Below are 14,159 nucleotides of genomic sequence, written 5' to 3'. Positions count from 1 at the left end.
AGGTTCACGACGCCAGCCGTTCGACGATGGCATCGATGTGCAAGCGGGCCACGTCGATGGCGGGAAAGCCGGCGGTCTGCTCGTCGAACATGACGGCGAGATCGGTGCCGGCGAGCAGGATCGCCTCGACCCCGTCGCGTTGCTGCAGCGTTGCCGCGATCCGGCGTAGCGCCGCCGCGTCGTCGGCATCAGCCTTCTGCGTGTCGAGGATGGCCTGGTAGGCCCGCGCGATGAGCGCGAGCTCGTCGGGCTGTGGCTTGACGATCTCCACGTCCTTGAGCTGGCCCCACAGGCTGCCTTCCATCGTGAAGACGGTGCCGAACAGGGCGACCCGCCGGACCCTGCGGCGGCGCAGCTCGGCGGCGATCGGGTCGACGATGTTGATCAGCGGCAGGCGCGTGCGCCGCACGATCTCGGCGATGGCGATGTGCGGCGTCACCGCCGGCAGGACCGCCCACTGCGCGCCGGCGCGGCCCAGCCGCTCGATGAAGCCGACGATGTAGTCCGCCAACGCGTCGAGCCTGCCGGCGCGGATCAGGCTCTGGCCGTGCTCGACATCGGCATGGACAATCACGAGGTCGGGCGTGAAGCCGCGCGTCCTGCAGGCGGCGGCGATCCGTTCGTAGTAGTGGACCGTGGCGCCGACACCGAGCCCCCCGACGATGCCGACGCAGGTCGTCATGCCGGCCAGTTCCGTTGCCACACGGCGGCCAGCTCGGGCCGCTGATCGGCGTGGCGGGCGATCGCGAACAGGCGCGGCGCCTCGATCTCGAACCAGCCGCGCTTGGGCCGCCAGCGAGTCATCACGGCGAGGTAGATGTCGAGCGCGGAGAAGCGCTTGCCCAGGAACCACGGCGCGCCGACCTCGCCGTTGACCTGCCGCCACAGCCGTTGCGCATAGGCGTCGGTGGCGGCGCGGAACGGATCGCGCGCGGTATTCACCGAGACGAAGCGTGCGGGATCGTCGGCGTAGGTGAAGGTCGGATAGATATTGGCGACCAGGAATACCAGCCAGCGCAGGAACCTGGCGCGTTCCGGTGCGCCCGGCCCCGGCACCAGCGAGTCGGTGCCGGTGATGTCGGCCAGCAGCAGCGTGATGGCCGCGCTCTCGCTCATCACCGTGCCGTCGGGCAGGACCAGGGTCGGTACCTGCGCCAGCGGATTGACCTTCTCGAGCCGGGCGCGCGCATCCGGCGACTTGAACAGATCGTCGACCGGCTCGAAGGTGAAGGGCAGCCCGTACCAGGCGAGCTGCGCCTCGACGATCGCCGAGCCCCAGCCGGCACGGCCGTAGAGCTTGTACCCGGTCATGACGCCCCTTACGGCTTCTGCAGCGGCTGGATCAGGCTCGACGTGTCCCAGCGCCCGCCGCCGCGCTCCTGCACGCGGGCGTAGAACTGGTCGACCAGCGCCACCAGGGGCATCTGCGCCTTCCAGCGCTTGCCCTCGGTCAGGCAGATGCCGAGATCCTTGCGCATCCAGTCGACGGCGAAGCCGTACTCGAACTTGCCCGCCAGCATGTTCTGCCAGCGATTCTCCATCTGCCAGCTCTGCGCTGCGCCCTTGGAGATGGCGCCCATCGCCTTCTCCATGTCGAGGCCGGCGCGCTGGCCGAGATTGAGCGCCTCGGCCAGCCCCTGCACGATGCCGGCGATGCACATCTGGTTCATCATCTTGGTGATCTGGCCGGCCCCCGGCGGGCCGATCAGCGTGATGGCCTTGGCATAGGAATCGGCCACCGGCTTGGCCTTGTCGAAGGCGGCCGCATCGCCGCCGCACATCACGGTGAGCTGGCCGTTCTCGGCGCCGGCCTGGCCGCCCGAAACCGGCGCGTCGATGAAGTCGATGCCGAGCTTCTTGCCCGTCGCATGTAGCTCGCGCGCGACATCGGCCGAGGCGGTGGTGTTGTCGAAGAAGATGGCGCCCTTGCTCATGCCGGCGAAGGCGCCGTTGTCCCCCAGCACCACGGAGCGCAGATCGTCGTCGTTGCCGACGCAGCAGAAGACGATCTCGCGGCCAGCCGCGGCTTCCTTCGGTGTCTTCGCCGCCGTGCCCTTATGCTTCTTGGTCCAGGCCTCGGCCTTGGCGAAGGTGCGGTTGTAGACCACGACCTCGTGTCCCTTGGCGGCAAGATGCCCGGCCATCGGGAAACCCATCACGCCCAGACCCAGAAACGCCACCTTGGCCATCGTCTGCTCCCATGCTGTCTCGCCTTGCGGGCGGGATCATAGAACCAAATACCCGCGATGCCAGAGGCCGCGCCGAAAAAGGACACAGCGCCGCGTCGCCTGTCGCACCGTTGTCGTCACCAAAAAAATCGGCTCGCGAGGATTGCCCTGAAATGCCGATTCCGTGGGCCTCGGAGGCAATTCCTCGCGAGGCTCGCGAGCCTCGCGAGAGTCGCGAATGTTGGCCGCCGGTTGGTCTTCGGGCACGACATCTCCTCCGCGCCGCCGCGAGGGCGCCCGCAGCGACGCACTCCGACCCGAAACGGTCGCATGTTTCGTCCGGTTGCGTCCTGTTCAATATTGCATAAATCGCAATATAAGTCGAGAAGAATGCGATATTCGCCTATGGGGCGAGGCCGGGCTTTTCCTGCCGCGGTGGCCAGACCGGTGTGCCGTCGGCCAGGTCGATGCTGAAGCGGGCGCCGATACCGAGGCGGTTATCCAGATAACGTATTCGCGCTGGACGAAAGACATGCGCGTGAGCGCGGAAGACTGTCCGGACAGTGCTGACCGGATTGGCCATGAGATCGCGCGCGAAGGAAAACTTGTCCAGGTAGGTCGCGAGCGCTGAGGCCTTTTCGCCAGCCGTGGCCGCGAGTCCGGCCACCCCTTCCATCTGCAGTCCCCTGATGTTCCGCCAGGTGGCAACGGGCGCGTGCACTGTGACGGCGCAGGTCGGATTGACGGCAAGGTTGCGGCAGTGTCGCGAGTCGAGTGACGAGAAGAACACGAGATCGAAGCCGGATGCCGCGAAGTAGACATCGCTCGCCCACGGGACGTTGTCGGCACAGGTCGCCAACGTCATGGGTGCGACCTCCCGGAGGAGAGCGCCCGTTGCCGACTGGAATTCCTCACGCGTCACCGCCGCTCCAGCGCTTGAACAGGTTGTGTTCGATCTCGAACTGATCAAGGACCTTGCCGACCGTCTGGTCGACGACGTCCATGATCGTTTTCGGTCCGTGATAGAAGGACGGTGCCGGCGGCAGGATGACACCGCCCATTTCCGTGACGGCCGTCATGTGGCGCAGGTGGCCGAGATGGAGGGGTGTCTCGCGCGGAACGAGGACGAGCTTGCGGCGCTCCTTGAGGGTCACGTCGGCGGCGCGGGCGAGCAGATTCTCGTTCAGGGACAGGGCGATCTGCGCCAGGCTCTTCATGGAGCAGGGCACCACCGCCATGCCTGCGACACGGAACGATCCGCTGGAGACCGAAGCGGCGAGATTGTCGTGGGCATGGACGACATCGGCCAGCGCCTTGACCGATTCGACGCTGCGGTCGGTCTCCAGGCGCAGGGTGACCTCGGCGCCCTTGCTCAGGATCAGGTGTGTTTCCACGCTTTGGATATCCTTCAGGACCTCCAGCAGCCGGATGCCGTAGACGACCCCGCTCGACCCGGACAGGCCGACAATCAGACGTTTCATGACGTAGTCTCCCGATGAACGGTTCTTAGATGGAATTCCAAAGGCTGTTGCGAGCTCTGACAGGTCGTTTCGATATTGAGAACCTTGCCTCGATGAAGGGGAGCTACTGCGCTCCTTTTCCCTTCTCGTAGACGAAACAGGAATCAGCGAACGTATAGGGATATTCGGGTCGCCGGTCGGCGATGCGCCCGAGTTTCGGCCGCACGTTGCCGAAAGCCCGGTAGAGAAGCGGGTTCGGCTGTCCGCGGAATTCCTTGAGGATATCGAGCCAAGTGCGCGGAGCGGCCTGAATGAAGGCGGCCATGCGCTTGGTGAGTTCCTCCTCGGATAACGGTGCCCCGACAGCCGGGGCATCTCCAAGCGGCTCGGTGATGGTGCAGGCCATAAAGGAGTCGAGATCGTAGTTGCCGACCACGGGGATGGTGCAGTCGAACCCCACCTTGGACATGAAGACGGGAGGCTTGTCGGTTCGCCCCAGGGGATCGAGGGGCAGGACGTTGAGTTCCGGGATGATGAGCGTGTCCTTGCTCGGGTCGTAGCGCCAGGCCATGGCCCATTTCACGCGGTCGTCGTCGAAGATGTCGACATCCTCGTCGAAGACGTAGGCGAGCTTGGGGAACCACTGCCGCGAGCAACTGAGCATGATCGCGAGCGCCTGCTTGGCGTCGCCGCCGCCCCGTGTCCTGATGCGGGCATAGGCGATGTTGGTGCAGCCGCCCGGCGGCATGAAGACATCCAGGACCTGGATGCCGGCGTTCCTCAATGCCGTATGGATGTCACCCTCGACGGCGAGGTTGAAGATCATCATGTCCGTCAGGCCGGGCTTGAGCCCGCCGATGGTGGCATGCTGGAACACCGCTCCCTTGCGGTGCGTGATGCAGTCCACCACGAAGCGGCAGTTGCGCGGCAGGCCGCCACCGTATGTTCCGGTGAACTCACCGTAAGGCCCCTCGTCGTAGACCCAGCCTTCGGTGGTGATGATGCGGCCTTCCAGCACGATCTCGGCATTGGCCGGTACGGTCAGGTCGCTGGTCTCGCATTTCACCACCTTGGCCGGCGCGCCGTAGAAGCCGCCCAGGACGTCCCAGTCGTCGACGCCGGGAAAGGAGAACATGCAGGCGATCTTGTCGAGGGTCGGTCCGCCGACCACCATCGCGGCCGGCATGTCGCGGCCGAGTTCCTGATACCGCCTGGCGTTGACCCGGGAGTTGTGGCTGTCGTTGCGCATGTCGACATTGGTCTCGTTCCGCGACCGGTACATGAGCCGGTACATCCCCCAGTTGATGAGTCCGGTATCGGGATGGCGCGAGACGACATTGACGTCCTGGATGTAGGCGTGGCCGTCGTGGGGATGGTGGAGGAACAGCGGAAAGCGCGTGAGGTCGACGTCGGAGCCCTTGAGGACGACATCCTTGCAGGGCGCGGTGTCGACCACGACGGGAGGAATCCGCCGGCCGGCCAGTTCTCCGAGCCGGGCGCTGACGGCACGAGGGTCGCAGCCCGTGGCGTGAGCATACTGCTGGCGGTTCGAATAGGCTCCGGCCAGGAGGGGAAAGTCGTGGTCCTTGATCTTCTCCACGAGCACGGCCTTGTCATGGACCGCATCCATGATCGAGGGCAGTTCATCGGCGCGCTTCTCGCCGGTGATACGGACGAGCTGCCCGATCCTTTCCAGCTCTGCAATGAAATCCGGCATGCTCTGCTGAGGCATTGTGCTCTCCTTCACTTCCTTCGACGACCCGTCACGCGAAGCGCTCTTGTTCCGGCGATACGCCGTGCGAATGACCGCGATATCGTCCGCGGCAAATCCAGGCCGCGTCCACTCGACCAGGGGGTGGCCTGTACTGTCTCAGCGCTCAGCCCGCGTTGCGTCATCCCGATAGACGAAGCATGAATCGGCAATCGTGTAGGGATATTCTGGCCGCTGGTCGGCCACGCGACCGAGCCTGGGGCGCAGGGTGCCGAAGGCGCGATAGATGTTCGGATAGGGCTGGCCGTGGAACTTCCGCAGGATGTCCTCCCAGGTGCGGGGGGCTTCCTTGATGTAGGCCTCCATGGCCTGTTCGAGCGCCGGCTCCGCCAGGATCACCGTGGTCGCGGGCGGTGCGCCGAACGGCTCGGTCACGCTGCACTTCATGAAGCTGACCCGGTCGATATTGCCGACGATGGGAATGGTGCAGTCGAATCCCGCCTTTGGCGTGTGCACGGGCGGATGGTTGGTCTGAGCCAGTGGGTCGAGGGGGAGGATGTTCAGGTCCGGGATGATGACCGTGTCGATCTGCGGATTGTACCGCCAGGCCATGGCCCACTTCACCTGATCGTCGTCGAAGATATCGATGTCCTCGTCGAAGACATAGGCGAGCTTGGGAAACCACTGCCGTGAGCAGGTCAGCATCAGGCCGAGCGCCTGCTTGGCGTCGCCGCCGCCCACGACCTTGATCCGTGCGTAGACGATGTTGTGGCTGCCCCCATAGGGCGCATGGACGTCGAGCACATGGATGCCGGCGAGCTTCAGCGCGCTGTAGATGTCCGATTCGATCGTCGGGTTGAAAATCATGAGATCGGTGCGGCCGGGATGCAGCCCCCCGATCGTGGCGTACTGGTAGATCGCGTTGCGGCGGTAGGTGATGCAGTCGACGACGAAGCGGCAATTCTTCGGCAGGCCGGAGCCGTAGGTGCCCGTATATTCTCCGTAGGGACCTTCGTCGTAGATCCAGCCCTCGGACGTCATCATGCGGCCTTCGAGGATGATCTCGGCATTGGCGGGGACGGTCAGGTCGTTGGTCTCGCACTTCACGACTTTTGCCGGCTCGCCGTAGAAGCCGCCCAGGATGTCCCAGTCATCCTCGCCCGCGAAGGAGTACATCGATGCGACCTTGTCGAGGGTCGGGCCGCCGATCACAACGGCGACCGGCATGTCCTTGCCGGCCTTCTGGTATTTCTTGGCATGGATGCGCGCGTTGTGGCTGTCGTTCCTCATGTCGATGTTCGTTTCGTTCCTGGAACGATACATGAAGCGGTAGATGCCCCAGTTGATGAGGCCGGTCTCCAGGTCCCGCGAGACGACGTTGGTGTCCTGGATGAACGCGTGACCGTCATACTTGTGGTAGAGGAACAATGGCAGACGCGTGAGATCGACATCCTCGCCCTTCAGGATGACTTCCTTGCAGGGGGCGGTTTCGACCACGACCGGCTTCTCGCGCTTCAGGTTGACCCGCGAGATGGCCTTGCCGAGGTCGCGGGGATCGCATTTGAGCGCATGGGCATATTGCTCGCGCGTGCTGTAGGCGCCGGCCAGGAACATGAATTCGCTGTCGATGACCTTCTCGACCAGGATCGCCTTGTCGGGCGAGGCCTCCATCAGGGCTGGCAGTTCGTCGACGCGCTTCGGTTCCTTGATGCGTGTCAGCTGACCAATCGCTTCAAGCTCTGCGACGAAAGAGGTCATGTCCTGTTGCGGCATGGCATTGGTCCTGGGGAATGGAGCGGAACTGGTCTTGCAAGATGAGGTCGTGTGGGCGCCCGGCCGGAGCGGTATCCGGCCGGGAGCATTGCGATGGGCTACTCGTCGGTGTCGAAGCGGTCCTTGAGCGGGAAGCCGGGCGGATAGTCGACTTCGCCGGTCTTCTCGTTCCAGCGCACCACGCCCTCGCGCGGTACGCCGGCCGTCGGGCCACCGACGGCATCGGTATCGACCAGGCGTGCCGTCCGCAGGCCGTTGATCAGCCAGTCGCCGTTTACGGCGCGATCGGCGCATTTCGTCCATTCCTCGCACCAGTCGCCGAGGCTGTAGCCGTACCACTTCCAGCGCGGTGTGACGGCGGGCATGCCGGCCTTGTCCCACAGCACCCTGGCTTCCTCCATGATCTCGCGCTTCGGCAGCGCCACCGGCGGCATGTCGTAGTGCAGGGTCGCGTCGATCATGATCTTGGCTTCCCATTCACGGTCACGCAGCTTCGGGGCATGGCCGTTGGCCTGGTGATCCTCGATCTTCACCGACTTCATCAGGTCGGTGCGGTAGGCGATGGCCCACAGCACCTCCTCGACATTGTTCGGATTGATGTCCTCGTCGACCGCCACGGTGATCTTGCCGACCGAGCGCATGAAGGTGGTGGCGCCTTCCAGCGCGCGCCAGATCTCGGTCTTGGGTGTGTTGCGCTGCAGGACGATGACCGTGAACCGCGAGACGCCGATCATCGGTCCGTGCAGGGCGACATCCTTGACCTGGCGGATATACAGCGTGTTCTTCAGATGGTTGAGCATGATCGCGCTGTAGTTCAGCTGCTTGATGACGCCCGATTCGGACGGTGCCATCTGCGAGATCATCGATGTCAGGATCGCCTTCTTGCGCCGCGTGATGGCGGTGACGGTGATCGAGTGATTGTACTCCTCGACAGACATGTTGCCGTAGGACTCGCCGAACGGCGCTTCCATCTCGAGCTTCTGCGGGTCGAGCCAGCCCTCGATGATGATCTGGGCGTCCGCCGGGACCATCAGCGGGATCGTCTTGCACTTCACCTTGCGGTAGGGCGCGCCGGCCAGGGCACCGGCGACGTCCATGTCGTCGAGATACTCAGGCACCTTCTGCGGTCCGACGACCTGCAGGCTGGGCGGCGCGCCGACGATCAGCGCCACCGGCATCTTCTCGCCTCGCTCCTTGTACTTCGCCCAGTTCTGATGGGCGCCGCCATTGGTCTGGATCAGCCACATGCCCGTCATGCGGTCGGAGGCTTTCAGGCTGCAGCGATTCTGGCTGATGTTCTGGATGTTCGTCTCGGGATTGAGCGTGACGAAAAGGCCAGCCGAGAAATACGGTGCCGTATCCCAGCCGGGCGTATTGTTCGGCACCGGCAGCGTGTCGAGACCCTTGCCGGCGCCGCCCTTCAGGTCGTCGCCTGTCAGCACCACCTCATGGACGGGTGCTTCCTCGGAGGGAATCTCGACGGCGGGGATGGGATGCTGGAAGGCATGGGACCACTTGTCGAAGATCTTCTGCGACAGCTCCGACAGTCCTTCGTCCTTGTGCTCGATGCCCATCGACAGGGCGTAGATCGCCGGCGATCCCGCCGTGCCGCCGACCTGGACGTCGCAATTTCCCTTGTACTTCCGGCCCTGGGCGTCGGTGACGTTGGTGAACAGGAAGGCCCGCTTCGGGTTGCTGTTGAGCACCGTGCCGACGTCGCCGACATAGCCCCAGCGGACGAAGGCATGCAGGTGCCGGTCCTTGTTGATTTCCTGGTCGATCGTCCACAGGAGATCTGCCTTCTTGAGCTTCTCCAGATGATCGTTGAGGTCGTCGTATTTGCGTCGAAATCCCTTTTGCATGATCGGGCTCCTCATGTGTGGGACGAAATGGTGAAAGGGGCGGTCTTTGGACCGGTCATGGTCAGATGGGTCGGCGGCGTGCCGTCAGCGTCTACTTGTCCTCGTCGGGAATGCCCCTGGCGGGATCCTGGGGCTGGGCCGTGCTGCTCATATGCGCGGCGGAGCGGCGTCCGTTGGCGATCCAGTCGCCTTGCGCGGCGCGCGCGGCGCAGGCGTCCCATGTCTCGGACCAGTCCCCGAGCGAGTACCCGCTCCAGGGCGACTGGGGCCGCAGCGGCGGCAGCTTGAGCTCCCCCCAGATAGCGCGTGCCCGTTCCATGTATTCCTTCTTCGGCAGCGCGACGGGCGGATAGTCGCCCTTGGCCGTGGCATCGATCAGCATGGTGGCGTCGATGTCCGAACCCTTGAGCGCGGGGCCGTGGCCCTTGCCGCGGTTCGGCACGACGTGGGTGTCCGTCTGCGGATTGGAGCGGTAGGCGATTGCCCACAGGACGTGGTCGGTGTCTTCGGGGTCGATGTCCTCGTCCAGGGCGATGCAGAACTTGCCGATTGCGGGCGTGAGCGAGGCGGTTCCCATCAAGGCGCGCCAGATCTCCGTCTTTGGCATGCCCTTCTTCATGATGAGGAAGACGAACGGCCGCAGGTTGGTGAGCGGTTCGTGCATCGACACGCGGACGACGCCCTTGATGTTGAGGGCGTCGCGCAGATGCGAGAGGTACAGCGGCTCGTAGGCCACCTTCTTGATGACGCTCGATTCGCTCGGCGTGACCTGGGAGATGATCGAGGTGATCGTGTAGGAGGAACGGCGTGTGATCGCCGTCACGCGCATCGAGAAATTGTATTCCTCCAATGCCATGTAGCCGTGGGACTCGCCGAACGGGCCTTCGGGTTCGAGCCGCTCGGTATCGATGAAGCCCTCGATCACGACCTGCGACTCCGCCGGAACCAGGAGGTCGACCGTCTTTGCCTTGACGACGTTGATCGGGCAGCCGGCAAGCCCGCCGGCCACGGTAAGCTCGTCGCAATCGAGCGGCATCTTCTGGGGGCCGACGAAGGCGACGATCGGCGGTGCGCCGAGCGCCACAGCCACCGGCATCGGCTGGCCCCGCTTCTTGTACTTGAGCCAGTGCACGCCACCGCCGGCCAGCGTCGAACGCTCCATCATCACGGCCAGGCGGTCCGGTGCCTTCAGGTTGCCGCGGTAAAGGCCCATGTTCTGGATGCCGTTGTCGGGATCGCGGGTGAACCAGAGCGCGGCCGTGAGATAAGGCGCTGTATCGTAGCCTGGCGTCGAGATCGGGATGGGCAGGGCGTCCAGCCCGTGTCCGGGTTTCGACAGGATGTCGCCCGTTTCGACGACTTCCTGGCAGGATGTCGTCGCCACTTGCCTAGGGGCGATGGGATGGGCGATCGCCTCGAGCCACGCCTTGCCGATATCGGCCTCAGGCTTCTTCATCCCAAGGGCGTAGATCTGGCGATTGCCGGCCAGGGCGCCGATGGCGACGCGGGCGCCAGGATAATGTCGCCCGCGGGCATCGGTGATGTTGGTGAAAAGGAAGGCCTTGCGATCCGCCTCCGCAATGCCGCCGCGGTATTGCCAGCGGACCAGCGGATGCATCTCGGTGTCCTTGTCGATGGCGCGATCGATCGAGTAGAGCAGCCCCTGCCGCTTCAATGTATCGAGATGGACATCGAGATCGTCATATCCGCGCGGCTCTCCGCCCATGGTTGCTTCCCCCTGCGCACGTTCATTTCAGGCTGGCATTCCAGACCGGGCCGCTTTTGAAATGCGATGGGGAAACGGTAGTCACATGTGGCGTGTGCAAAATTGATTCAGGTCAACGGCGGCGGCAGAACAGCTTAAGGTTCCGTGACGCCCTCTCGGGAGAACTGAAGCAAGAGCCATCCGTTTCAGGCGGTGAGCTGTCGTTGCGGCGGGTTCGACTGCAGCCGACAGCCCGTGACCGGGCAGGGCGACCCGTCGAGCCGGCCGGCGCCCTCGCTCTCATGGTGCAGCTCCGCCCATGAGAGGAGCCCGTCTATTGGGCGAACCGCAATCCCGGCAATATCGACTGCAGCCACGGCTGCACGCCGATCAGGCGCGTGAAATAGGAGTGGTCGCCGTATTTGTCGCCGCTGCCGGTGACATTGACTCCGGCGATGAACCAGCGCCCGCCGCGCTGGATCCAGGCCGAGCCGCCGCTGTCGCCGCCGCCCAGGATGCCGTCCATGCGATTGCCGCCCTCCGACTCGGGCCGCAGCGTGATGCGCAGCCAGTTGCCGGCATCGTCCTCCTCCGGCACGGGCCGCACCGGCAGCATGACCTTGTCGATCGTGGCCTCGGCGGCGGTCTTGTTGTCGGTCGGGTCGTCGAAGCGACCCTGCTCGCCGAGCGAGCCGGTACCGCGGCTGCCGAAGCCGACGAACACGATGCGGTCGCCTCTCTGGATATTGGCGGCATAGAGCACCGGCGGCGGCCCGGCATCGTTGACTTCGCCATCGAGGCCGACGATGGCCACGTCGTAGCCGCTGCGCGTATCGCCGTCGCCGTTGTAGAGCGGGTGCATGAACAGCTTCGAGCCTTCATGGATCGCGCCGCTGTTGGTGCGGTAGAGATAGTGATCGGCCGGCTCGCCGTTCTTGAAGCAGTGCCCGGCGGTCAGCACGTAGCCGATGCCGCCGAAATTGCCGACCCAGGTCCCGGAGGCATCGTCCCATTCCTCGCCCTCGTCCTCGGAGAAGGCGACCAGCGGGGCGAATTGCGGCTGTTGGGCAAGGGCGATGTGCGATCGAAATCCGTTGGCGTGCCAGGCACTGTCCATGATGACGACGGCACCGGCGGAGCCGGAACGGGCCATCAACGGCGCGGAAGCGAGGGCGCCGAGAAGGGCGCGACGGCGGGAGAGACTCATAGGGACGCGGATGCTGCCAGAAGGAGGGCAATGGCGGCAATTCCCGTGATGAGCGGCGGCAGCGCCAGAGGCCAGGCGCGACGATAGAGCTCGGCATCGGAAACGGTCAGCCCCAGCAACGCCGCGCCCATGGAGATGCGGATCGGCGACAGCATGGTGAGGTTGGTGCACAGGCTGTTCTGCACCGCCGCGATCCAGGCGGGATCGAGCGCCACGGCCCGGGCCAGCGCCGTCACCATCGGCATCAGCATGGCATTGGCCGCCGAGCCGCCCCCGGTCAGGAACCCGCCGATCGCGGCGAACAGCGGCACGCCGAAGGCAGCCCCCGGACCGGCCGCCGCCTCCAGCGCGGTCGCGATCTGCTGCGCCATGCCCGAGCCGACATAGAGCTCGGCCATGACCACGAAGGCGAGGGTGACGGCCGAGGCCCGCCAGGCGCCCTTGGCAGCAGCGGCGATCACACGCGGCAGGGAAGCGCGCGACGCCAGCACGACGATGACGCCGACCGAGATCAGCCAGAAGCCGGGCGCGTAGAGCGGGGCGAAGGCCGGCTGGTTGTCGAACGGCTTCACCGCCCACAGTGGCTTCAGGAAATCGCGCAGCGGCGGCACCAGCCGGGTGGCGCACAGGGCGAGGGTGAGGGCGATATAGGGCCCGTTGACCCGCAGGACGTGGCGCAGGCGCTTGGCATCGGGTCGCTCGTCGCGCCAGAAGCGCAGCGCGGCCAGCAACGCCGTCGGCGCGGCGCCGGCGATCTCGACATCGCCATAGCGGTTGGCGAGGCAGACCATCAGCAGCAGGAGCGCGGTCCAGCCGATATCGTCGAGCTTCTGCGCCGCCGACACGGCCACGCCGGCGGTGCGGGCGAAGCGCCAGTAGAGCACCAGATAGAGCGCGTGGATCGGCACCTGCAGCAGCGCCGAGGCGAGGCCGAGCTGCTGCGGCGCCAGGCCGGCGAGGGCAGCGCCGACGGTGGTGCCGATGGCGAGCGCGCCCCAGGGAACCAGCGTCTGGCTGTAGAGGCCGAGCAGCAGGGTCGGCAATCCCGGCAGCCCGAACCGCCGCAGCGCCGCCAGCGCGATCATGTAGCCGACCCCGAAGCCCGTAACCGATTCGGTGAAGGGCGCGATCAGGAAGCACAGCGCCCACAGCCGCCGCGGCGTCGCCTCGGTCGCGGCGGTGGCGGCCGCCTCGCCGCGGGCCTGGAGGCAATGGTGGAAGAAGATGCCGGTGGCGATGATGGCGATCACCTGGCCGGAGAGCCATAGCCCGGCCGGGATCTCGCGCGCCAGCAAGGACGGCGCGGCGCCGGCCACGGCGATGGTGGCGGCCAGGCCCACGATACCCGCCGTGAGGGCGCTGGCCCGCCCGGAGGCGAGCAGAACCAGGACGAGAAGCAGCGGCAGCAGCGCCAGGGCCGTCGACATGGCGCCTTCTATAGCCGGGCCCGATCCGACCCCAGCCGGAGGAAATCGAATGCCGGCCTGAAAAAAGCCGGTCCAAACGCCATCTTGCGCCGGACCGGCCTTTCCCTTAAACCCGCCGCCGTGCCCCGATAGCTCAGCTGGTAGAGCACGTCATTCGTAATGATGGGGTCGGCGGTTCGATTCCGTCTCGGGGCACCATTCACCTTATCTCTCCACATCCCAGGACATTTCAGGCGATCCCATATCGCATTGATATCAGTGCGTAATTTCGGATTTTGAGGCTTCCGGCCGTCTCAATCCGTGCCGTCCAATATCGGCCCAGCTCCACGATTTGTTGGCCTTGATGTTGGCCTCGCCTTGGTATCTGCTGCCCCGAGGCCAACAGCGGGGACACTTAAATGGCCTTGACAGACACGGCGTGTCGTACCGCCAAAAGCAGGCAAGCTGACTACAAGCTCTCCGATGGTGGCGGGCTTTATCTTCTGGTGAAGCCAAGCGGCTCGCGACTCTGGAACCAGGCGTACCGGTTCGGCGGGAAGCAGAAGAAGCTGTCCCACGGCGCCTATCCGTCGGTATCCCTTGCCACGGCGCGTCTGCTCCGCGACGAGGCCAGGAAGCTGTTGGCCTCAGGAGTTGACCCTGGGGCCAACAAGAAGGCTGCGAAACTGACCGCCGTCATCTCAGTCAACAACACCTTCGGGCGCATTGCCGAGGAGTATCTACAGCGCATCGAGGACGAGGGGGCTGCCGAGTCCACCGTTAAGAAGAACCGATGGATGCTTGTCGATCTTGCCGGTCCCGATCTTGGTACCCGACCAATCGCGGATATCACCCCGGCGGAAATTC

General features: G+C 65.1%; 12 protein-coding genes and 1 tRNA gene. 2 read left to right on the top strand and 11 right to left on the bottom strand.

What is annotated here, in order from left to right; all coding sequences use genetic code 11:
• Positions 1-4: 4 nt before the first annotated feature.
• From B5D62_RS25350 to B5D62_RS25300, 11 genes are all read right to left on the bottom strand, one after another.
• A complete protein-coding gene (locus tag B5D62_RS25350; protein WP_085936853.1) occupies positions 5-682 on the bottom strand; it encodes an aspartate/glutamate racemase family protein in 678 nt (225 codons plus the stop codon).
• Positions 679-1,311, bottom strand: a complete 633-nt coding sequence (locus B5D62_RS25345) for a glutathione S-transferase family protein (RefSeq protein ID WP_085936852.1) — start codon at positions 1,309-1,311, stop codon at positions 679-681. Before B5D62_RS25345 ends, B5D62_RS25350 begins: the two co-directional genes overlap by 4 nt.
• 8 nt (positions 1,312-1,319) lie before the next feature.
• Positions 1,320-2,189 (bottom strand): NAD(P)-dependent oxidoreductase, encoded by an 870-nt coding sequence (locus B5D62_RS25340; protein WP_085936851.1) that lies wholly within the window; start codon positions 2,187-2,189, stop codon positions 1,320-1,322.
• Between the two features lie 382 nt (positions 2,190-2,571).
• Positions 2,572-3,090 (bottom strand): pyridoxamine 5'-phosphate oxidase family protein, encoded by a 519-nt coding sequence (locus B5D62_RS25335; protein WP_085936850.1) that lies wholly within the window; start codon positions 3,088-3,090, stop codon positions 2,572-2,574.
• Positions 3,080-3,649 carry a UbiX family flavin prenyltransferase gene (locus B5D62_RS25330; RefSeq protein ID WP_085936849.1) on the bottom strand — a complete coding sequence of 190 codons (570 nt, stop codon included), beginning with the start codon at positions 3,647-3,649 and terminating at the stop codon, positions 3,080-3,082. Before B5D62_RS25330 ends, B5D62_RS25335 begins: the two co-directional genes overlap by 11 nt.
• A 103-nt stretch (positions 3,650-3,752) precedes the next feature.
• Positions 3,753-5,360, bottom strand: coding sequence for a UbiD family decarboxylase (locus B5D62_RS25325; protein WP_085936848.1), 1,608 nt, complete (start codon positions 5,358-5,360; stop codon positions 3,753-3,755).
• Positions 5,361-5,498: 138 nt separating this feature from the next.
• Complete coding sequence (locus tag B5D62_RS25320) at positions 5,499-7,097, bottom strand: UbiD family decarboxylase (RefSeq protein ID WP_218191305.1); 1,599 nt, start codon at positions 7,095-7,097, stop codon at positions 5,499-5,501.
• 113 nt (positions 7,098-7,210) lie between these two features.
• Positions 7,211-8,974, bottom strand: coding sequence for a UbiD family decarboxylase (locus B5D62_RS25315; RefSeq protein ID WP_085936846.1), 1,764 nt, complete (start codon positions 8,972-8,974; stop codon positions 7,211-7,213).
• A 91-nt stretch (positions 8,975-9,065) separates the two neighbouring features.
• On the bottom strand, positions 9,066-10,700 hold the full coding sequence (locus B5D62_RS25310) for a UbiD family decarboxylase (RefSeq protein ID WP_085936845.1): 1,635 nt from the start codon (positions 10,698-10,700) through the stop codon (positions 9,066-9,068).
• A 313-nt stretch (positions 10,701-11,013) separates the two neighbouring features.
• Positions 11,014-11,886 carry a trypsin-like serine protease gene (locus B5D62_RS25305; protein WP_085936844.1) on the bottom strand — a complete coding sequence of 291 codons (873 nt, stop codon included), beginning with the start codon at positions 11,884-11,886 and terminating at the stop codon, positions 11,014-11,016.
• Entirely contained in the window at positions 11,883-13,313 is a 1,431-nt protein-coding gene (locus B5D62_RS25300) for an L-lactate permease (protein ID WP_085936843.1), read from the bottom strand. The genes B5D62_RS25305 and B5D62_RS25300 overlap by 4 nt, the downstream gene beginning before the upstream one ends.
• A 122-nt stretch (positions 13,314-13,435) precedes the next feature.
• On the opposite strand from B5D62_RS25300, the gene B5D62_RS25295 reads away from it, so the two are divergent.
• Both B5D62_RS25295 and B5D62_RS25290 read left to right on the top strand, forming a co-directional pair.
• Positions 13,436-13,511 (top strand) — tRNA-Thr (locus B5D62_RS25295).
• Between the two features lie 200 nt (positions 13,512-13,711).
• Positions 13,712-14,159 (top strand): tyrosine-type recombinase/integrase (locus tag B5D62_RS25290; RefSeq protein WP_139374088.1); only part of this gene is annotated, 448 nt, incomplete at its 3' end.

It is taken from the genome of Enhydrobacter aerosaccus (assembly GCF_900167455.1).
Classification (GTDB): domain Bacteria; phylum Pseudomonadota; class Alphaproteobacteria; order Reyranellales; family Reyranellaceae; genus Reyranella; species Reyranella aerosaccus.
The sequence above is the reverse complement of the archived record's forward strand: the minus strand, read 5'-3'. Positions and strand labels throughout refer to the sequence as shown.